The organism is Rhizobium sp. Leaf262 (assembly GCF_001422245.1).
In the GTDB taxonomy this organism is placed as follows: domain Bacteria; phylum Pseudomonadota; class Alphaproteobacteria; order Rhizobiales; family Rhizobiaceae; genus Agrobacterium.
This window is the reverse complement of record NZ_LMMM01000004.1, coordinates 264005-284297: the sequence shown is the minus strand read 5'-3', so window position 1 is coordinate 284297 and position 20293 is coordinate 264005. Positions and strand designations below refer to the sequence as shown.

The window sequence follows — 20293 nt, the reverse complement described above, 5'->3', positions numbered from 1 at the left end:
TCCGGAGAGACCAATGCTGAAATTTACTCAAGAACACGAGTGGCTGAAGATTGAAGGCGATGTTGCCACAGTTGGCATCACCAGCCACGCCGCAGAACAGCTGGGCGATCTGGTCTTTGTCGAACTGCCAGAAGTTGGCGCGACCTTCTCCAAGGATGGCGATGCCGCAACCGTTGAAAGCGTAAAGGCGGCTTCCGACGTTTATTGTCCGCTTGATGGCGAGATCACCGAAATCAACCAGGCCATCGTGGACGACCCATCGCTGGTCAACTCCGATCCGCAGGGTGCCGGCTGGTTCTTCAAGCTCAAGCTTTCCAATGCCTCCGACGCCGATGCTCTGCTGGACGAAGCGGCCTATAAGGAGCTTATTGCGTAATGACGACTCCCACAGAGTTCCATTTCACCGACTATCAGCCCTATGACTTTGCCAACCGGCGTCATATTGGTCCGTCGCCGTCGGAAATGACGGATATGTTGAAGGTGATCGGTTACAACAGCCTCGATGCTCTCATCGACGCGACCGTGCCATCCTCCATCCGCCAGAAAACGCCGCTCACTTGGGGTGCGGCGCTGACGGAGCGCGAAGCGCTGGACCGCCTTCGCGAAACCGCCAACAAGAACAAGGTTCTGACCTCGCTCATCGGTCAGGGCTATTACGGCACCATCACGCCACCGGTCATCCAGCGCAACATTCTGGAAAACCCCGCCTGGTACACGGCATACACGCCCTACCAGCCAGAGATTTCTCAGGGTCGTCTGGAAGCGCTTTTGAACTTCCAGACCATGATTTCCGATCTGACCGGTCTCGACGTTGCCAACGCATCGCTTCTGGATGAGGCAACCGCTGCTGCCGAAGCCATGGCCATGTGCCAGCGCGTGGCAAAGTCCAAGGCAACAGCCTTCTTCGTGGACGCCAACTGCCATCCGCAGACCATTGCGCTGATCGAAACCCGTGCAGCACCGCTCGGCTGGAACATCATCGTCGGCAATCCCTTCACCGATCTCGATCCCGTCGACGTGTTCGGCGCGCTGTTTCAGTATCCCGGCACCCATGGCCAGTTGAATGATTTCACCGGCCTGATTTCCCGCCTTCACCAGACGGGCGCAATCGCGGCTGTCGCCACAGACCTGCTGGCGCTGACGCTTCTGAAATCACCCGGCGAAATGAATGCCGATATCGCTATTGGCTCTTCGCAGCGTTTCGGTGTTCCCGTCGGTTACGGCGGCCCACACGCTGCCTTCATGGCCGTCAAGGATGCGATCAAGCGCTCCATGCCCGGCCGTCTTGTCGGCGTATCGGTCGACGCACGTGGCAACCGCGCCTACCGCCTGTCGCTCCAGACGCGCGAGCAGCATATCCGTCGCGAAAAGGCCACGTCCAACATCTGCACCGCACAGGTGCTGCTGGCCGTCATGGCCTCCATGTATGGCGTCTTCCACGGCCCGCAGGGCATCAAGGCCATTGCCCAGCAGACCCACCAGAAGGCCGTGCTGATGGCCAAGGGTCTGGAGAAGCTCGGCTTCGTCATCGAGCCCGAAACCTTCTTCGACACGATCACTGTCGATGTCGGCCATATGCAGGCGCTGATCCTGCGCGCAGCCGTTGCCGAAGGCGTCAACCTGCGCAAGGTCGGCTCCACCAAGATCGGCATGAGCCTTGACGAGCGCACCCGCCCGGCAACGCTGGAATCGGTCTGGCGCGCCTTCGGTGGCAACTTCTCGATTTCGGACTTCGAGCCGGACTATCGATTGCCCAAAAACCTATTGCGCACAACGCAATACATGACACATCCGATATTCCACATGAACCGCGCCGAAAGCGAGATGACCCGTTACATCCGTCGTCTTTCGGACCGCGATCTGGCGCTCGACCGCTCCATGATCCCGCTCGGTTCGTGCACCATGAAGCTGAATGCGACAGCGGAAATGCTGCCGATCACATGGCCGGAATTCTCCGACATTCACCCCTTCGTGCCAGCAGATCAGGCGCTGGGCTACAAGGAGATGATCGACGATCTCTCCGCCAAGCTTTGCCAGGTTACCGGCTACGACGCCTTCTCCATGCAGCCGAATTCCGGTGCGCAGGGCGAATATGCGGGCCTCTTGACCATCCGTAACTATCACCTCGCACGCGGCGATGCCCATCGCGACGTCTGCCTCATTCCAACCTCTGCGCACGGCACCAACCCTGCCTCAGCACAGATGGTCGGCATGCGCGTGATACCGGTGAAGGTGAGAGAAAACGGCGATATCGATATCGAAGATTTCCGTGAAAAAGCAAAGCAATACGCAGACAACCTCTCGTGCTGCATGATCACCTACCCGTCAACCCACGGCGTATTTGAGGAAACCGTTCGCGAGATTTGCGAGATCACCCACGAACACGGCGGTCAGGTCTATCTCGACGGCGCCAACATGAATGCCATGGTCGGTCTTTCCCGTCCGGGCGACATCGGCTCCGACGTGTCGCACCTCAACCTGCACAAGACCTTCTGCATTCCGCATGGCGGCGGCGGTCCGGGCATGGGCCCAATCGGCGTCAAGGCGCATCTGGCTCCTTACCTGCCCGGTCACCCGGCCAGCGATGGACGCACCGGTGCGGTGTCTGCTGCACCTTTCGGCTCGCCATCGATCTTGCCGATTTCCTGGAGCTATTGCCTGATGATGGGCGGCGAAGGGCTGACGCAGGCAACCAAGGTCGCGATCCTCAACGCCAACTACATCGCAGCACGGCTGAAGGGCGCTTACGACGTGCTCTACAAGTCCGAGGCCGGACGTGTGGCGCATGAGTGCATCATCGACACCCGCCCGCTCAACGAAAGTTGCGGCGTGACGGTGGACGATGTGGCAAAGCGCCTGATCGACTGCGGCTTCCACGCCCCGACCATGAGCTGGCCGGTTGCCGGTACGCTGATGATCGAGCCAACGGAATCCGAGCCCAAGGCCGAACTCGACCGCTTCTGCGACGCCATGCTGGCCATCCGTCAGGAAGCCCGCGACATCGAGGAAGGCCGTTCCGACAAGGCCAACAATCCGCTGAAGAACGCACCTCACACGGTGGAAGATCTCGTCGGCGAGTGGGACCGTCCCTACTCCCGCGAACAGGCCTGCTATCCACCCGGTGCATTCCGCGTGGACAAATACTGGTCGCCGGTCAACCGTGTCGACAACGTCTATGGCGACCGCAACCTCATCTGCACCTGCCCGCCGATGAGCGAGTATGCGGAAGCGGCGGAATAGCCCGAATAACAAAGGCCCGGATCACTCCGGGCCTTTTCTCTAACACGGCCACATCCTTGAGTTCATCGAGTAAGGCGAATATCGCTCGTTACCACAGTCTTTCCACCTGCACCGTCTCTATCCGTGGTGCGCAAGCGCAAACCGTTCGATCCTAGCTTGGTGATTGTCATCGCGGCCGTGCGGTCGCCATTGATGTCTCTGGTCCAGCGTATGGTGAGGTTGATGGAATTGCCGCTACGGCTTCCGCTCAGCGCAGAGGGTCTGCCGGATGGGCCGACGTAGTTGCCCCTGTAACGATTGCCATTGGCGGTAAGATCGGCAGAAATCGCGCGTCTCACGACAACGAAGCCACGGCATGTGCCGTTCATTTTGAGCGAAGGCCCGCTGGCGTTTGACTGAAACGTGCAATTGACGTTTACCGGGCGCGAGCCGATACGCGTCGTCACCGTGCCGCTGCCCTTCCAGCTTCCTGATAGTGAAGACAGGAACTGGCTTTCGTCCGCCAGGGCCTGCGAAGCCATGAGAGACGCTACAAGTGCTAGGATGGAGGTCAGTCTGCAAGTCATCCGCATGTTCCCTTTTTGTGTGAAACCCGAACGTCTTGCGATGCCGATTGTTCCGTTGTTCCGTTTGTTATGAGGCATAAGCAACCTTATGCGACCGGGCGCGTTTGTCGCCAGTTTCGCCTCACACCCCGGAGCGGTCGTCATGACTACGCTAGCAACGCCCATCAGTGACAACGATCGTGCCATGGGCCGATCACCGCGCGCAGGTATATCCGACCGCTCTCTTTTTGCCCTTGCGGTTCTCAACTTCTTTCTCGCGGATGCGCGTGATGGCTTGGGACCATTTCTGGATGCGTTCCTGGCGACCAATGGTTGGTCGGCGATGCAGTTGGGTCTTATTGCGACTGTCGGAGGATTGATCGGCCTTGCCGCGACGCCATTGTGTGGCGCACTGGTGGATGGCTCGACATGGAAGCGGCTGTTGATCGCAGTCCCTGTTGTCGTCGTTACGGTCGGAGCACTGATTACGCTGCTCTTTACCAACGAAGTTGTCGTCTGGACCGGTCAGATCATGACTGCGGTCGTGGGTGCGGTGATCGCACCTGCGCTGGCTGGCCTGACCCTGGGCCTCGTTGGTGAAAAAATGTTCTCCCACCAGATATCGCGCAACGAATTCTGGAACCACGGCGGAAATTTCGTCTCGCTCTTCGCCACTTACTTCGCGGTCACCGCCTTCGGAATATCAGGCGTAATCGGTCTTATGATCGTTACGGCACTGGGCGCGCTTGCCGCTACTCTCGCAATCGATCCAGACAAGATCGATCACAAGGTTGCCCGCGGTCTGGGTGAGGACAAGGGAGAGCCCGGACCGTCGGGTCTGAAGGTTCTGTTTAAAGAGCGCGGCCTGATCTTTCTGTCCATCATCCTCCTGATCTTCCACTTTGGAAACGCCCCCATGGGTCGTCTGATAGCGCAGAATTTCGCCATCGAACTCAACACGCCGTTTCGCACCACTGCCATCATTACCGGCGTTGCACAGTTTGCGATGATCTTCGTCGCAGCACTTGCGCCCTGGCTCATCCGCCGCTTCGGGCTGTCAACTGTCTTCATCATCGCGCTGATCGCTCTACCCATACGCGGCGTTCTGGCAGCGTCCTTCAACGAATTCTGGGTGGTCTACCCGGTGCAGTTGCTGGATGGCATAGGCGCCGGTCTGCTCGGCATTGCCACACCTGTCGCGGTCGAGCGTATCTTGAAAGGAACTGGCCGTTTCAATGTGGGCCTTGCGGGTGTGATGACGATCCAGGGCATTGGTGCATCACTCAGCAATGGCGTAGCGGGCTGGTTGACGACGGAAGGCGGCTATGCGCTTTCCCACCTTGTGGGCGGCGGCATCGCAGCCATCGCTATTGTTCTGTTTCTGATGTTTCGAAATGACATCGCGCCGCATCAGCAGGCAAATAAATCCTGAAATGAAAAAGGGGGCCAATGGCCCCCGATTGATTTTTCCAAGCGATTTCCGCTCAACCGACGAAGGCGCGTTCGATGACGAACTCCGCTGGCTTGTTGTTTGCACCTTCGGTCAGACCAGCTTTCTCAAGCAACAGCTTCGTGTCTTTCAACATGGCCGAAGACCCGCAGATCATGCCACGATCAACCACTGGATCGAGGGCTGGAACACCAAGATCCGCAAACATCTTGCCATTCTCAATCAGGTCGGTAATGCGACCCATGAAAGGATAGTCCTGACGGGTCACGGTGGCGTAATGCTTCAGCTTGTCGCCCACGATTTCGTTCAGAAACTCGTGATTGCGAATTTCATCGACCAGGTCGAAGCCGTACTTCAACTCGGCAACATCGCGGCAAGTATGGGTAAGGATGACTTCCTCGAACTTCTCATACGTATCCGGGTCACGGATGAGGCTTGCGAACGGCGCGATACCAGTTCCGGTCGAGAACATATAGAGTCGCTTGCCGGGCGTCAGTGCATCAAGAACGAGCGTGCCTGTCGGCTTCTTGCGCATCAGCACCGTGTCACCGGGCTTGATGGCCTGGAGATGAGATGTCAGCGGACCATCCGGCACTTTGATGGAGAAGAATTCCAGTTCTTCGTCCCAAGCCGGGCTAGCGATGGAATAGGCACGGTAAATTGGCTTGTCGCCGACCATCAGACCAATCATCGCGAATTCGCCTGACCGGAAGCGAAAGCCAGCTGGTCGCGTCATGCGGAAGCGAAAAAGATGGTCGGTGTAATGCTCGACAGACAAAACCGTCTCGGCATAAACGCCGTCAGGGATTTTCACCGCGAATTCTTCCGTCTTGGCTGGAGCGTTCATTCTCTATCCGTCCATCTCATTTATTGCGCGACATTTTCAGAAGCGGCAATATACCATTTCCCCGGCCTTTTGAAGGTATGGGAATGTCATTGGAGCCATGCGTGTGGAAATATGTATCTTAAACTCATATTTCCACGCAAAGTCTTATATCGCTGGACGACGACGCCAACTGTAGCTTTCGCCGCTCTTTGCCGCTTTCGCCGTCGGTTGATAGTACACGTCGATGGCCGGAAGCCGGTTCTCGGACAAGCGGCGGATCGCTGTTTCGTTTCTGACGGCGAAACTGGTGAAGCCAGTGCGCAACATGAGGGGTACCTGATCGATCAGGACATCTCCCACAGCCCGCAGCTCGCCAGCGTAATTGAGACGGGAGCGCAACAACGAAGCGTGGCTGAACCCGCGACCGTCGCTAAAAGCCGGGAAGCTGACGGCAACAAGTGCAACACGGTCGATGAAGGGATGAAGCTTCTCCACATCGTCCGCTGGCGTAATGAGAACGCCGAGGCCAACCTCATTGCTCTCCTCAGCACGCGCGATGAATGCGTCGAGCGGCAGAAGCACCTGCTGTCCCTCAACCGCCTTCAACTCCTCGGTCTCTATCACCCATGGATCGTTTTCGACGAATCCGCTCTCGTTCCAGATTTTTGTCATGATGTGGTGTTCCTCAAGCGGCTGCGGCGGCTGCCGGGTAGAGCGCTTCCTTGAAAGGCTGCTGCCCGACGCGTCTGTAGGCTTCCAGGAATGTCTCGTCCTTGGAAAGACGCAGTCCAAGATAAGTATCGACTATAGTCTCTACCGCATCCGTGACCTTTTCCGGTTCGAAACCGCGACCGATGATTTCGCCGATGGACGAATTCTCGTCGCCGGAGCCACCCAATGTGATCTGGTAGAGCTCGGCACCCTTCTTCTCCACACCCAGCAAACCGATATGGCCGACATGGTGGTGGCCACAAGCGTTGATACAGCCGGAAATCTTGATCTTCAGCTCACCTATTTCCGCCTGTCGCTCGGCAGAGCCGAACCGATTGGAAATTTCCTGCGAGAGCGGAATGGATCGCGCATTGGCCAGCGCGCAATAGTCCAGCCCGGGACAGGCGATGATGTCGGTAATCAACCCGGCATTGGCGGTGGCAAGACCTGCGCCCTGAAGCGCACGATAAACAGGCTCCAGATCTGCAAGGGCCACATGTGGCAGAATGATATTCTGCTCGTGGCTGATGCGGATTTCATCGAACGCGTATTCTTCTGCGATATCGGCAACGATATCCATCTGCGCATCGGATGCGTCGCCTGGAATCCCACCGATAGGCTTCAGTGAGACCGTCACCATGCCGTGGTCTGGATGTTTGTGCGGCTGGACGTTCTGATCGACCCAGCGGGCGAACTCAGGATCGGCCTTCTTCCAGCGCGCGACGCTTTCCCAACCTTCCGGACGCTGCTTCAAATCGGGCAGTGCAAAGTAGGCGGTAATCGCCGCGATGTCGTTGTCGGGCAGCTTCAGCTCGCTGTTTTTCAGCTCTGCGAATTCCGCCTCGATCTGACGCGTCAGTTCCTCAGCTCCCGTTTCGTGGACGAGGATCTTGATACGCGCCTTATACTTGTTGTCCCGACGACCATGAAGGTTATACACACGCATGATGGCCGTCGTGTAGGAGAGAAGATCCGCTTCCGGCAGGAAGTCGTTGATCTTTTTGGCAATCATCGGGGTTCTGCCCTGCCCGCCGCCGACATAGACCGCAAAGCCGATCTCACCCTTTTCGTTCTTTTTCAAATGCAGACCAATATCATGCACCTGAATGGCCGCGCGGTCGCGCTCGGCACCCGTCACCGCAATTTTGAACTTGCGTGGCAGGAAAGAAAATTCAGGATGAACGGATGACCACTGCCGCAGAATTTCCGCGTAAGGACGCGGATCGGCCACCTCATCTGCAGCGGCTCCCGCGAAATGATCCGCGGTAACGTTGCGAATGCAGTTGCCCGAGGTCTGCAACGCATGCATCTCGACGCTGGAAAGCTCCGCAAGAATATCCGGCGTATCGGCAAGGCGAGGCCAGTTGTACTGAATGTTCTGACGCGTCGTGAAGTGACCATAGCCGCGGTCATATTTGCGCGCGATATGCGCCAGCATCCGCATCTGCTTTGCGTTCAGCGTCCCATAGGGAATGGCGACCCGCAACATGTAAGCGTGCAATTGCAAATAGACGCCGTTCATCAGCCGCAAGGGTTTGAACGCGTCTTCGGCCAGCTCGCCCGAAAGGCGTCGTTGAACCTGATCGCGAAATTGCTCCACGCGACCATGAACAAAAGCGTGGTCGAACTCATCGTAGCGATACATGGTATTCCTCAGACTGCGATAAAGGCTGCGTCCGCTGGCGCAAAGCCCTCGGCATAGTGAATGGTTGGTCCCGCGGCACGGATCCGTTCGCGCAGGCGTGTAGGCCACAGGCGGCCATTTTCCTCGGTGACATCGACGATATTCACATCCACCACCTTGTTGGCGGAGAAATCGCGTTTGCCGATCTCTTCGAGCGAGGCTTCTGCTTCGGGATGACGGGCAACCAGTGCCGACTGGAGGTCTTCGTTCCACGCGCCGTTTGCATCGAGCCAGACGGCGATGCCATCATCCAGACGGTTGGCTGTCAGAACCTTGTCAACCATTTGCATACTCCTGCTTCAGATCGGACGACGTACCGGCAAGAGCCAGCGCTTCCGATCTTTCAAAATTGGCACCAGCAACTGCGTCACCGATGATGACCATGACCGGACCGGTCAACTCATCACGATGTTCGAGTTGCGGCAAATCTCTCAATGTACCATGCATGAGGCGGCGATATGACCGGCTGGCATTCTCGATGACAGCAACGGTGGTATCAGCGTTGAGCCCGGCATTCATGAGACGTGTTGCCACTGATGCGGCGACGGAACGGCCCATATAGACCGCAATCGTCGCACCCGATACGGCCAGACGGGCCCAGTCCGGCAGAATATCGCCTGCGAGATCGTGGCCGGTCGTGAAGATGAGTGAGGACGCGATGCCCCGCAACGTCAGCGGCAATTCGAAATCCGCAGCGGCGGCAAAAGCGGACGTGATGCCGGGAACGATTTCATAGCCGATACCGGCCTCTCGCAAGGCAGCCATTTCCTCTGCGGCACGGCCATAGACGAGCGGATCGCCGGATTTCAGGCGAACGACGCGCTTACCCTCTTCACCCAGCGCCACCAGCAGCTTGTTGATGTCAGCCTGTGATTTTGAGTGACAGCCTTTGCGCTTGCCAACGGAAAGACGCTCTGCATCGCGACGTCCCATATTGACGATTTCCTGGGGCACCAACGCGTCGTAGACGATGACATCGGCCTGCATCAGCACGCGCTGCGCCCGCAGCGTCAATAAATCTTCCGCACCCGGGCCGGCACCAACAAGCCAGACGTAGCCTTCAGGACGTTCCGGGGACGCCAGCAACTGCTGGGCAGCAAGACGGGCAGATTCGATATCGTTCAATGCGACCGCATCCGCGACGCCGCCGGAGAAGAACCGACGCCAGAAATTTCGGCGCAACGCACCCTTTGGAACGGCTTGCTCGGCCGCATCGCGATAATCAACGGCCAGCCGCGCCAGCCGGCCAAGCGAAGGGGCCAGCATCTGATCGATGCGTGCCCTGATCATCTGACCCAACACCGGTCCGGCACCCTCTGTGCAGATCGCGACGGCAACGGGCGCACGAGACACGAGGCCCGGCGTGTAGAAATCACAATAGCCAGGTTGGTCGACCGCATTGGCTGGAATCGATCTTGCACGCGCGGCATCAACGATCTCTCTGTCCAGCGCCTCTTCGCCCGTTGCTGCAAAAACCAGCACCGCGCCATCAAGACGTTCTGGCGAGAAGGGAAGAGAATGATGCGTCACCTGCCCGCTTGCAAGCAGCGCTGCGTAGTCATCTTGCGGCGCGTCTGCAAAAGCCTGGATGTCAGCGCTGGTGTTGAGCAGCAGACGGACCTTGGCGAAAGCTTCGTCGCCATTTCCAAACACGGCGACAGGTCGCTTCTCCACTTTGAAAAAAGCAGGGAAAGTCGTAAGCCGATGGTCGACCGTATCTGTAGCGTTTTGAGGCATGCCCATAATATGTCCGATCCATCAGCGGTATTGAAGGTACAGAAATTCGCTTGCTATATTGCAGTAGATTTTTATTGCTCGGCAAGCACTGATTTGGAGGAAAAGCAACCGGCCTGTCAAAAACGGCACGTTGTTGTAAATCCACACAATTTCTACCAAATCTGTGCATTTTTTCGGCAATTTTCGCAGCAGAATGTTCAAAGACTGAGCATTCATCGAACAGGAAAATACCTTGACAGAAGATACTATAGCGTCGCGCCTGCTCGATGTCATCGAGAAGGATATTCTTCCCCTCACAGCAAGGGGAGTTGCGTTGGGCAACAAGGTCTTCGGCGCTGCCATCTTGCGCAAGTCCGACCTTTCGCTTGTCATCGCAGAAACCAACAACGAGTTGGAAAATCCGCTCTGGCATGGGGAAGTCCATACGCTAAAGCGATTCTACGAGCTGGGCGAAACGTTAAACACCAAGGATCTGATCTTCCTGTCCACCCATGAACCCTGCACCATGTGCATGTCCGCAATCACATGGGCCGGTTTCGATAATTTCTACTCGTTTTTCAGCCATGAGGATTCGCGCGATTCCTTCGCCATTCCCCACGACCTCAAAATTCTGAAAGAAGTTTTCGGTCTTGAGCCCGGCGGATACAGACGCAGTAACGCGTTCTGGAATTCCTATTTCATCGCCGATCTCGTGGAAAACGCCGAACCATCCCTCAAAGCACGATTGAAGGAGCAGACCGCGCGTATCAAGGCGACCTATGACGACCTGTCGCGCAATTACCAGTCCTCCAAGGCCGACAACAATATCCCCCTGAACTGAGATCAGCCGCAGAAAGACCATACAATGGAAGCCTCGAAGGATATTTCCCGTCTCATCGAGATCATGGAAGCCTTGCGACAGCCGGAAACCGGATGCCCCTGGGACATCGTCCAGACGTTCGAAACCATCAAGCCCTATACGGTTGAAGAGGCTTATGAGGTGGCAGATGCCATCGAACGCAACGATATGGACGATCTCTGCGACGAGTTGGGCGACCTGTTGCTGCAAGTGGTGTTTCACTCCCGTATTGCCGAGGAGATGGGTGCCTTCTCTTTCGGCGATGTCGTCCACGCCGTCACATCCAAGATGATCCGCCGCCATCCTCATGTCTTTGCACTATCGCCCGCTGACACGGCGGAATCGGTGAAGCTGCAATGGGATGCCATCAAGGCGCAGGAAAAGCGCGACCGTGCCGAGCGGCGAGCAAAGCGCGGGCTTGGTGATGATGCGAAGGCAGGTTTTCTGGGTGGCGTCCAACGCACTCAACCTGCCCTGACCGAAGCATTGAAACTACAGGAACAGGCTGCCCGCGTGGGCTTCGACTGGTCTGCCCCCCAACCCATTCTCGACAAGATCGAGGAAGAAGTGCGCGAGCTTCGAGAGGCCTTGGCGGAGGGGAAACCGGAGAAGGTATCCGAAGAGTTGGGTGATCTTATTTTTGCACTCGTCAATATCGGTCGTCACGTCAGGACAGATCCCGAAAACGCCCTTCGCGGCACCAACACCAAATTCCGCCGCCGCTTCCGCCATATCGAAACGTCGCTTGCCGACAACGGAGAAACGCTGGAAGCCGCAACATTGGAGCGGATGGAGGATTTATGGCAGTCGGCAAAGGCTATCGAAAGGTCTCTTTCCTAGAGACCTCACACTCAACCCGCATTGCGAACGTGGTCCGACAGGCTGGAATCCTTCTCGAAGTCCTTTGCGCGATAGACCGTCAACCGGTCACGCCCGGACGCTTTCGAGGCATAAAGCGCCGTATCCGCCATCTTGATGAGCGCATGCGGCGTGCAGTTCTTCTCTTCGCACACGGCAAGCCCCATGCTTAGCGTGGCCGCAACTTTTTGATCGTCGATAATATGCTTGATCGAGCCGACGAGCTGCCGAACGCTATCCACCAGCGTAAATGCATCGCTCTCCCCCGTCGCGGGCAGAAACAGGATGAATTCTTCGCCGCCAAAACGCGCAAAACTATCATTGGGACGAATGCGCGCAGACAATTCCTGCGCCACCCGGATCAAGACCTCGTCACCTGCCAGATGTCCGAATCCGTCATTGATGCGCTTGAAATGATCGATGTCGATCATGACGATGACATCGCCTTGACGCATTAATGCAGGCAGCCGTGAGGAGAATGATCGCCTATTGGGAACGCCTGTCAAAACATCCAGATCTGCCAGCCTTCGCAGCCCCTCTTCCGCACGACCGGTGACCAGTCCGAGAACGAAAACAGCGATTGCGAAATGACAGACGATCGACACGAAGAAGGCATTGCGTGGCGCGACGAATGTCACATCAGGAAACAACACGCCACCAACGACCAGCGCACTCAGGAATGCGGTGAACGCCATGGTGGCGGCCAGCGGCTTTCGAACCGGCAACGGCTCGATAAGGCGGTCTTTGAAAATGGTCGATGCCGACGCCAGCAGCAATACGGCTGCAACGGATTGAAAAACGGTGGTTCTGGCAACCGAGTTTTCGCACAAGCCGGTCACGAGCAGCATGCCGGTGGAAACCACCGGCAAGACCAGAATCAGCCACTCACGGCGTCTGCGCTGTTGCGTGCTGATCCTGCAAACACCGATCCAGAAAATCGAGTAGCCGACGAGGCCGGCGAAATTTCCCATCAGGGCGAGAGTGTTCTGATAGTCTACGAAAACCTTGCTCATGCTGACGAGAGCCGACGTCACCCCCACTAGGAAGAAGCCAATTGCAAGAAAACCGAGGCCGACACTCTCTCGCGACTGAGACCGCACGTAGAGAAAGCACAAGGCAGCCACAAAAAATGACATCTTGTGCAGCAACAGCACCGTGGACAAATCTAAGGGTTGCAACATCGTTTCAAGCTCGTATGAATTGAACGACACTATCACATACAGCCCGTTACGAAACCCTAACAAACAGGGGACTATTGGTTGCATTTATCGCATAACGGTTATGCGTAAATGGTTTTAAGTTAGAAAATGATTAGCATTTTCCCGACATAGGTCAGTTGGGATCGCGGTCAGCGTTCCCAGTCTTCGACATCGGCCTTTTGTGTCTTTCCCAAACGGCGCTCAAGCTCCAGCGACTGCGCTTCGGACAGGCGGACGTCCAGTGTAACGGAGCCGTCTTCATTGTCTTCGCGGGAATCAACAATCGCATTGTTGTAAACCCACGACAGCATCGGCAGTTGATCGACGCCCAACACAATGCTTGTTTCCATCAGAACACCAGAAAGCCGGTGGGAAATCTCCTCCATCAGGCTGTCGACGCCTTCGCCAGTAATGGCAGAGACGGCACGGACACTGTTGCGCCCCTCTGCCTTGTGCATGATCGCGTCGTGCTGCTCGGGCTCCAGCCTGTCGACCTTGTTCCAGACCTCGATGATCCGTTCGTCGGCGACTTTCTCGTCTATCCCGAGATCGTTGAGAATGCGCAGAACGTCAGCCGATTGCGCACCGTTGTCCGGGTCCGACATGTCGCGGACGTGAAGGATCAGGTCTGCTTCGAGCACCTCTTCAAGCGTTGCGCGAAAAGCCGCGACCAGATGAGTGGGCAGATCGGAGATGAAACCAACCGTATCCGAAAGGATGACGGTGCGGCCATGCGGCAGCTTCATGCGGCGGAGCGTGGGATCCAGCGTTGCAAAGAGCATGTCTTCAGCCAGAACGCCTGCGCCGGTGATGCGATTGAACAGCGTGGACTTCCCGGCATTCGTATAACCGACGAGCGCAACAATAGGGTGAGGCACCTTGCGGCGCTTGGCGCGATGCAGCTGGCGTGTCCGCACGACTTGCTCCAGCTCGCGTTCCAGACGAACAATGCGCTCCTGAAGCAAACGGCGGTCGGCTTCGATCTGCGTTTCACCTGGACCACCCATGAAGCCCGCACCACCGCGCTGACGCTCCAGGTGGGTCCAGCTGCGAACGAGACGTCCCTTCTGATAATTCAGGTGAGCAAGATCGACCTGCAGTGTCCCTTCCTTGGTGGAAGCGCGGCGACCAAAAATTTCAAGAATAAGACCGGTGCGGTCTATGACCTTGGAATTCCACTGTTTTTCAAGATTTCGCTGTTGAACGGGCGTCAGCGGATGATCGATGATCACGAGACCGGAATTCGTTTCTTCTAGAAGCTGCCCGATCTCTTCGATCTTGCCGCTACCGAACAGCGTAGCTGGACGTGGCTGATTGACTGGCACGATCAGACCTTCGGAAATGTGAAGATCGATTGCAAGGGCCAGCCCTTTGGCTTCCTCCAGCTTGGCTTCCATGGACCGCGGAGCCGTGGTCGCCGGTGCTTCCTTTGGCTGCCGTCCTTGCTTGAGAACCGGGATGATGACCACAGCGCGCATATCATCCCGATGCTTTTCCTGCTCTGGGATGATGGATTCGTTGGATGTGTCGCGTGTAGAAATGAGCCCGTCCTTTTTAAAAAGCTTTGCCGCTGCTTCATGCAGAGCGCATCACGGAAAACAACGGTCACCCGTTAAGGTTCCGTTGTTCCGGTCAAGAATGGAAATGACGACGTGTCGTCCAGCGCCGTTAAGCAGCGCCCTCTTCCGATTCGAACATCTGCATTGGCTGGCCCGGCATGATGGTGGAGATCGCGTGCTTGTAAACAAGCTGCGAATGTCCGTCACGACGCAGAAGAACGCAGAAATTGTCGAATGATGTAACAACGCCCGTCAGCTTTACGCCGTTGATCAAGAAAATCGTCAACGAAATCTTCTGTTTGCGAACGGTGTTAAGGAAAAGATCTTGCAGGTTTTGAGAACGTTCCGCCATGGCGCCGATTCTTTCTTTTTTGCCCGGATGGGAGACCGGGAAATAAACAATCAATAATAGGATCGGATGAACCTCGTCCCCAGTCAGCCGATCAGCAACTCTGGTATCAAATCACGATCTGTTCCGCAATGTGGAAAAACTCACCCCGATTTACTGGGATAGGCTTTTTTTGTTTCAAACCCAATGTTTTAGAAATATTGGATAGATACACGGAATAGCTGTTCTACCTCGCGAACCGCGTCCGAAGACGCGAAGAGGATGACGCGGTCTTTCGCCTTGATTTTGGTGTTCCCATCGGGACGCAAAACTTTCTTGTCCCGATAGATGACACCGATTCGCACACCGTCCGGCAGATCGACATCCCGAAGCGCCTGCCCCACCAATGGCGATGTATCAAGAGCTTCGGCCTCGATGATTTCACCATTCCCTCTTTGAACCGCATAGACAGATCGAATGCGACCCTTTCGCACATGTTGCAAAACGCGTGAAATGGTCACCGCACGCGGGTTGATATAGGCATCGAGGGCAAGCGATTTTGCAACATCGTGAAACGATGGACCGTTCAGAAGCGCCAGGTTCGACTTGCACCCGAGCTGCTTTGCCATGACTGCGCCAAGAATATTGGTCTGATCGTTATTGGTCAGCGTTACGATCAGGTCAGCATCCTGAATGTCGGCCTGATGCAAAATCTTCTGATCCAGCACGGAGCCGTTGAGGACAATCGTGGAGTTGAGCTTTTCAGAGGCCGCGATGGCTCTGTCGCGATCGGCCTCGATGATCTTCACACGCGTCTTGGGCTGAAGCTCTTCGATGGATCGCGCCACATACTGGCCGATATTGCCGCCGCCGGCGATAACGATGCGCCCGGCCTCTTTCTCTTCATGACCAAAAAGGCCAAGTGTTCGTCGTGCATGCTGATGCTGGCATATGACGTAGGCCAAGTCACCCGTGCGCAGTTGCTGTGAGGAATCGACGGCCTTCAAATGGCCGTTGCGATAGACGCCAACCACGGTCGCGACCAAATCCGGGAATAGATGGCTCAACTGCTGCAATGGCGTGTTGACGACAGGACAATCCTCCATGCACTCGATGGCCAGCATAAAGACGTTGTCGTCGGCGAAACGCACGACATCCGTTGCGCCAGGAAACGCTATTCGACGTAGCACCATCTTGCCGACTTCGATTTCCGGCGAAATCGTCACGTCGATGGACATGTTCTCGCGGCTGAAGAGGTCACCATATTCCGGCTGGAGATAGCTCTGGTCGCGGATGCGGGCGACCTTGGTCGGCACACTGAACAGCGCATGCGCCACTTCGCAGGCGACGATGTTGATCTCATCGTAAAGGGTCACGGCAATGATCATATCGGCCTGATCGGCGCCAGCCTTGGCCAGCATGTCAGGATGAGCGCCGTGGCCGACATAGCCGCGCACATCCAGTGTTTCGGTAATAGCCGCAATCAGCGCTGCCGAGGTGTCGATAACGGAAACCTCGTTATCCTCACGCGACAATTGCTCCGCAATGCCGTAACCCACCTGGCCTGCGCCGCAAATGATGACTTTCATACGCTCTCTCTACGGACCAGACGGTAATGTTGGATCGTTATACGCCGAGCGACTTCAATTTGCGATGCAGGGCCGACCGTTCCATGCCGACAAATTCCGCCGTGCGGGAAATATTGCCGCCGAAGCGGTTGATCTGGGCCACGAGATAATCCCGTTCGAACATCTCACGCGCCTCACGCAATGGCAGCGTCATGATGTGCTGATCACCCTGCGCCGCGATCTTCGGCAGCATATCGCCGATATCGGCAGGCAACATATCCGCCGAGATCGCTGTATCGCCGCCTTCGGGCCGCGCCAGAATCATCAGCCGTTCGATATTGTTGCGAAGCTGGCGGATATTGCCGGGCCAATCGTGCGTCTGCAGAACAGCCATTGCGTCGTCACCGATCTTACGCGGGCGGATGCCCGCCTGCTCGGAAATCTGGCGCATGAACATATCCACTAGAAACGGGATATCCTCGCGACGCTCCGACAAGGCCGGAACCTTGACCGGCACCACCGCAAGGCGGTGATAGAGGTCTTCGCGAAACAGCCCGTCGGCAATCAGGCCTTCGAGATTGTGGGCCGTTGACGAGATGATACGGACATCGACCTTCACCCGTTTGCCACCGCCGACGCGCTCGAACTGCTGATCCACGAGAACGCGCAGAATCTTGTTTTGCGTTTCGCGCGGCATCTCGCCGACTTCATCGAGATAAAGAACGCCGCGATGGGCTTCTTCCAGCGCGCCGACCTTGCGCGGCTGGCCGGGCAGACCTTCCGTACCGAACAGCGCGATTTCCATGCGATCAGGCGTGATCGTTGCGGCATTCAGCGCCACGAAAGGGCCGGTCGCGCGCGACGACTTCTTGTGGATCATCCGCGCCACCAGCTCCTTGCCGGAACCGGAGGGGCCGAGAATCATGATGCGGCTGTTGGTGGGCGATACGCGATCAATCGTCTGACGCAACTGCGATACGGCAAGCGACGCGCCAATCAGCTCAACGGCGTCGCCCGTACGCTTTTTTAGCTCGGACACCTCACGCTTTAGCTTGGAGTTTTCAAGCGCCCGCTCGGCAATGAGGATAAGACGGTCGGCCTTGAACGGCTTTTCGATGAAGTCGAAAGCGCCGCGCTTGATGGCGTTGACCGCTGTTTCGATATTGCCATGGCCTGATATCATCACCACCGGCAGGTCCGGGTGACGGCTTTTGATTTCGTCCAGCAGCGCCAAACCATCCAGCTTGCTGCCCTGCATCCAGATATCGAGGAAAATCAGCCGGGGAACGCGCTCGGAAATGGCCGCAAGCGCGCTGTCGCTGTCGAAAGCCATGCGGGTTTCGTGGCCTTCGTCAGACAGAATGCCAGCGACGATTTCGCGAATGTCGGCCTCGTCGTCTACGACCAGAATATCAGACGCCATATGCAACTTCCTTGTCAATTTCACTGCCCGCCACTTCGATACGCGGCAGCAGCACTCTGATCATGGCACCGTGGCCCTGATCGAAATCGGCGGGCGCATCGTGCAACTCCAGATGACCGCCGTGTTCTTCAATGATCTTCTTGACGATGGCGAGGCCAAGGCCCGTGCCCTTTTCCCGCATCGTCATATAGGGTTCGAGAATCCGGTGACGATTTTCCACCGGCAGTCCGCGACCGTTATCGATGACGTCAGCTATGAAGCGGTTGTGCTGCTTGTCATAGGCTGCCCGCACGACGATCTTGCCCTGGCGGGGGGTGTCACCTGTCGCAACGGACTCGATGGCTTCGGTCGCATTCTTGATGAGGTTACCGAAAGCCTGCCCCAGCATGCGCGCATCGAACATGCCTTCAAGCGGCTCGTCTCCAAGCTCCGTCGCAAATTGTATATGCGCTGCGCCCATTTCCCGCAGGAATGTGGCGTCCTTGAGAACGGTGCGCAAATCCGACATTTCCTTGGTCGGCTTCGGCATACGCGCAAAGGCGGAGAACTCATCCACCATGCGGCCGATATCGCCCACCTGCCGCACGATCGTGTCGGTACACTGGTCAAAAACGGCCCGATCCGCATCGTCGTTGATCTGCTTGCCAAAACGTCGCTTGATGCGTTCCGCCGACAACTGGATCGGCGTCAGCGGGTTCTTGATTTCGTGGGCAATACGCCGGGCAACTTCAGACCATGCAGTCGAGCGTTGGGCGATCAGCAGATCGGTGATGTCATCCAGCGTGATGACGTAAGACTCATGGCCGTCGCGCGCATCCTCCCGCGTCACCTGCACGTTGAGCGTCCGCTCCTTGCCGCGCCGCACGATATTGATCTGATGGCGAAAATCCATGCGCGCAGCGGCAGCAGCCTCGGTCACGACATGCTCGATCTCCGGCGCGACTTCCACGAGCGGCAGACCCACCAGACTATCGGAGGATACCGCCAGAAACTCCTCTGCGGAGGGGTTGGCGATGGTGATGTTACGATGCTCGTCGACACCGATCACGGCCGCCGTAACGCCGGACAGAACCGCCTCGATAAAGCGGCGACGATTATCGATATCGTCTTTGGCCTCGATGATTTCTTCCTGCTGGCTGCGGATTTCGGAGATCATCTTGTTGAAGGTGCGCGCCAACCGGCCCACATCGCCATCCACAGCACGGACGGGCACCAGCACATGCATGTTGCCCATCGCCACGCTGTCGGCAGCACTGATGAGAAGACGGATGGGGCGTACGATCCGGTCGGCGACGGCAATCGCGGTCCAGATGGCGGCCAGAAGCACGATCAGCGCAAAGCCGAGATAAAGAATGGCAAAGGCAATTTGCAGCGGCGCACGCCCGGCCTCCATGGCCTTATACTCGGCGCGGTTTTCTTCCATCTGCCGCATGGCCGACATGACCTTTGGGTCGACAGCACGCACCGTGTAGAGGAAGGTTCCGCCGATGCCTTCCAGCTTGATGATCGCGCCCACGAGGTTCGTTACGCCGGGCGGAATGAGTGTCGGTTGACCGGCTGCCGCCTTTTCAAGCGCGTCCTGCGGGATAGCTGGCAGAGGCTTTTCGGTCTCGATGTCCGCTTGAACGACCGCATCACCATCTTCCTGAACGAGAAACGCACCAAGAAAACCGCGCCCCTTCGCCTGCCGGGTCATCAACTCCTTGAAACCCGTCCTGTCGAGATAGAACAGCGCACGGTTGCGATCCAGATCGGTCGCCATAGACAGCGTCTGGCCCTGAAGGTAACCGGCATTTTCCAGCATATAGGCCTGCGCGATATTGCTGGAGGAATCCACGATGGCCTGCGTGCGGATGGCGAACCAGCGATCAAGCCCAACATTCAGTGTAATACTCGCAAAGATCGCAACGAGCACCGCAGGCGTAATAGCGACGATGGAAAACAGAGCCACAATGCGCACGTGTAGCCGTGCCGCAGCCCTGCCCCGCCTGCGGGCCTTCATCAGCCGGTTGATTTCCCGACCGATCAGATACATCAGCCCGATAATGAACAGCGAATTGATGATGACGGAGGCGATGACCACGTTGGTGGTCGGCGCAATGGGTGTCAGGCCTAGGAGAACGAACAGGGTAAGTGTGGCGCAGACCAGTGCGACACCAGCCAGAACAAGCCCCGGAAACGCAAACGACATGCGCCTGTCGGCAATGACTATATCCGCCGATGGACGGTCGGAAACCCTATCGGTGACAGGCTTGCGCATCGATCATTTTCCCGTGCCGCGCGATACGGCACCACAAACTAGAAAAAATACGGGGATAGATTCGGCA

The 20293-nt window shown here is 57.0% G+C and carries 17 protein-coding genes; 5 read left to right on the top strand and 12 right to left on the bottom strand.

What is annotated here, in order from left to right:
* Nucleotides 1-13: 13 nt before the first annotated feature.
* On the top strand, nt 14-376 hold the full coding sequence (gene gcvH / locus ASF29_RS06995) for a glycine cleavage system protein GcvH (protein ID WP_062449907.1): 363 nt from the start codon (nt 14-16) through the stop codon (nt 374-376).
* Nucleotides 376-3240, top strand: a complete 2865-nt coding sequence (gene gcvP, locus ASF29_RS06990) for an aminomethyl-transferring glycine dehydrogenase (RefSeq protein WP_062449906.1) — start codon at nt 376-378, stop codon at nt 3238-3240. The genes gcvH and gcvP overlap by 1 nt, the downstream gene beginning before the upstream one ends.
* A gap of 62 nt (nt 3241-3302) precedes the next feature.
* Here the strand turns inward: gcvP and ASF29_RS06985 are convergent, their stop codons facing one another.
* Nucleotides 3303-3806, bottom strand: coding sequence for a hypothetical protein (locus tag ASF29_RS06985; RefSeq protein ID WP_062449905.1), 504 nt, complete (start codon nt 3804-3806; stop codon nt 3303-3305).
* Nucleotides 3807-3948: 142 nt separating this feature from the next.
* On the opposite strand from ASF29_RS06985, the gene ASF29_RS06980 reads away from it, so the two are divergent.
* A complete protein-coding gene (locus ASF29_RS06980; protein ID WP_156462554.1) occupies nt 3949-5217 on the top strand; it encodes an MFS transporter in 1269 nt (422 codons plus the stop codon).
* A gap of 52 nt (nt 5218-5269) precedes the next feature.
* Here the strand turns inward: ASF29_RS06980 and ASF29_RS06975 are convergent, their stop codons facing one another.
* The 5 genes from ASF29_RS06975 to cysG form a co-directional block, all read right to left on the bottom strand.
* Nucleotides 5270-6082: a ferredoxin--NADP reductase gene (locus ASF29_RS06975; protein ID WP_062449904.1), complete on the bottom strand. Its 813-nt coding sequence runs from the start codon at nt 6080-6082 to the stop codon at nt 5270-5272.
* A gap of 144 nt (nt 6083-6226) precedes the next feature.
* On the bottom strand, nt 6227-6733 hold the full coding sequence (locus ASF29_RS06970) for a DUF934 domain-containing protein (RefSeq protein WP_062449901.1): 507 nt from the start codon (nt 6731-6733) through the stop codon (nt 6227-6229).
* A gap of 13 nt (nt 6734-6746) precedes the next feature.
* The gene (locus ASF29_RS06965) at nt 6747-8417 is read right to left on the bottom strand and encodes a nitrite/sulfite reductase (protein WP_062449899.1); all 1671 of its coding nucleotides are present in this window, start codon (nt 8415-8417) and stop codon (nt 6747-6749) included.
* Nucleotides 8418-8425: 8 nt separating this feature from the next.
* A complete protein-coding gene (locus tag ASF29_RS06960) occupies nt 8426-8740 on the bottom strand; it encodes a DUF2849 domain-containing protein (RefSeq protein ID WP_062449898.1) in 315 nt (104 codons plus the stop codon).
* Nucleotides 8733-10193 (bottom strand): siroheme synthase CysG, encoded by a 1461-nt coding sequence (gene cysG / locus ASF29_RS06955; protein WP_062449952.1) that lies wholly within the window; start codon nt 10191-10193, stop codon nt 8733-8735. The genes ASF29_RS06960 and cysG overlap by 8 nt, the downstream gene beginning before the upstream one ends.
* Nucleotides 10194-10425: 232 nt before the next feature.
* On the opposite strand from cysG, the gene ASF29_RS06950 reads away from it, so the two are divergent.
* Together ASF29_RS06950 and mazG are read left to right on the top strand one after the other, a co-directional pair.
* A complete protein-coding gene (locus ASF29_RS06950) occupies nt 10426-11013 on the top strand; it encodes a nucleoside deaminase (protein ID WP_062449896.1) in 588 nt (195 codons plus the stop codon).
* 24 nt (nt 11014-11037) lie between these two features.
* Complete coding sequence (gene mazG / locus ASF29_RS06945; RefSeq protein ID WP_062449894.1) at nt 11038-11871, top strand: nucleoside triphosphate pyrophosphohydrolase; 834 nt, start codon at nt 11038-11040, stop codon at nt 11869-11871.
* An 11-nt stretch (nt 11872-11882) separates the two neighbouring features.
* On the opposite strand, the gene ASF29_RS06940 is transcribed toward mazG, so the two are convergent.
* From ASF29_RS06940 to ASF29_RS06915, 6 genes are all read right to left on the bottom strand, one after another.
* On the bottom strand, nt 11883-13070 hold the full coding sequence (locus ASF29_RS06940) for a GGDEF domain-containing protein (RefSeq protein ID WP_162237883.1): 1188 nt from the start codon (nt 13068-13070) through the stop codon (nt 11883-11885).
* Between the two features lie 167 nt (nt 13071-13237).
* A complete protein-coding gene (gene hflX / locus ASF29_RS06935) occupies nt 13238-14566 on the bottom strand; it encodes a GTPase HflX (RefSeq protein WP_062449890.1) in 1329 nt (442 codons plus the stop codon).
* Nucleotides 14567-14756: 190 nt separating this feature from the next.
* Nucleotides 14757-14999, bottom strand: a complete 243-nt coding sequence (gene hfq, locus ASF29_RS06930; RefSeq protein ID WP_003496145.1) for an RNA chaperone Hfq — start codon at nt 14997-14999, stop codon at nt 14757-14759.
* Nucleotides 15000-15187: 188 nt separating this feature from the next.
* The gene (gene trkA / locus ASF29_RS06925) at nt 15188-16564 is read right to left on the bottom strand and encodes a Trk system potassium transporter TrkA (RefSeq protein WP_062449888.1); all 1377 of its coding nucleotides are present in this window, start codon (nt 16562-16564) and stop codon (nt 15188-15190) included.
* 37 nt (nt 16565-16601) lie between these two features.
* On the bottom strand, nt 16602-17966 hold the full coding sequence (locus ASF29_RS06920) for a sigma-54 dependent transcriptional regulator (RefSeq protein WP_062449886.1): 1365 nt from the start codon (nt 17964-17966) through the stop codon (nt 16602-16604).
* Complete coding sequence (locus ASF29_RS06915; protein ID WP_062449884.1) at nt 17956-20226, bottom strand: PAS domain-containing sensor histidine kinase; 2271 nt, start codon at nt 20224-20226, stop codon at nt 17956-17958. The genes ASF29_RS06920 and ASF29_RS06915 overlap by 11 nt, the downstream gene beginning before the upstream one ends.
* Nucleotides 20227-20293: the final 67 nt, after the last annotated feature.

Bases quoted from the DNA above. Each gene is read 5' to 3' on its own strand.
- gcvH (WP_062449907.1), top strand. From the start codon at position 14: ATGCTGAAATTTACTCAAGAACACGAGTGGCTGAAGATTGAAGGCGAT.
- gcvP (WP_062449906.1), top strand. From the start codon at position 376: ATGACGACTCCCACAGAGTTCCATTTCACCGACTATCAGCCCTATGAC.
- ASF29_RS06985 (WP_062449905.1), bottom strand. From the start codon at position 3,806: ATGACTTGCAGACTGACCTCCATCCTAGCACTTGTAGCGTCTCTCATG.
- ASF29_RS06980 (WP_156462554.1), top strand. From the start codon at position 3,949: ATGACTACGCTAGCAACGCCCATCAGTGACAACGATCGTGCCATGGGC.
- ASF29_RS06975 (WP_062449904.1), bottom strand. From the start codon at position 6,082: ATGAACGCTCCAGCCAAGACGGAAGAATTCGCGGTGAAAATCCCTGAC.
- ASF29_RS06970 (WP_062449901.1), bottom strand. From the start codon at position 6,733: ATGACAAAAATCTGGAACGAGAGCGGATTCGTCGAAAACGATCCATGG.
- ASF29_RS06965 (WP_062449899.1), bottom strand. From the start codon at position 8,417: ATGTATCGCTACGATGAGTTCGACCACGCTTTTGTTCATGGTCGCGTG.
- ASF29_RS06960 (WP_062449898.1), bottom strand. From the start codon at position 8,740: ATGGTTGACAAGGTTCTGACAGCCAACCGTCTGGATGATGGCATCGCC.
- cysG (WP_062449952.1), bottom strand. From the start codon at position 10,193: ATGCCTCAAAACGCTACAGATACGGTCGACCATCGGCTTACGACTTTC.
- mazG (WP_062449894.1), top strand. From the start codon at position 11,038: ATGGAAGCCTCGAAGGATATTTCCCGTCTCATCGAGATCATGGAAGCC.
- ASF29_RS06940 (WP_162237883.1), bottom strand. From the start codon at position 13,070: ATGTTGCAACCCTTAGATTTGTCCACGGTGCTGTTGCTGCACAAGATG.
- hflX (WP_062449890.1), bottom strand. From the start codon at position 14,566: ATGCGCGCTGTGGTCATCATCCCGGTTCTCAAGCAAGGACGGCAGCCA.
- hfq (WP_003496145.1), bottom strand. From the start codon at position 14,999: ATGGCGGAACGTTCTCAAAACCTGCAAGATCTTTTCCTTAACACCGTT.
- trkA (WP_062449888.1), bottom strand. From the start codon at position 16,564: ATGAAAGTCATCATTTGCGGCGCAGGCCAGGTGGGTTACGGCATTGCG.
- ASF29_RS06920 (WP_062449886.1), bottom strand. From the start codon at position 17,966: ATGGCGTCTGATATTCTGGTCGTAGACGACGAGGCCGACATTCGCGAA.
- ASF29_RS06915 (WP_062449884.1), bottom strand. From the start codon at position 20,226: ATGCGCAAGCCTGTCACCGATAGGGTTTCCGACCGTCCATCGGCGGAT.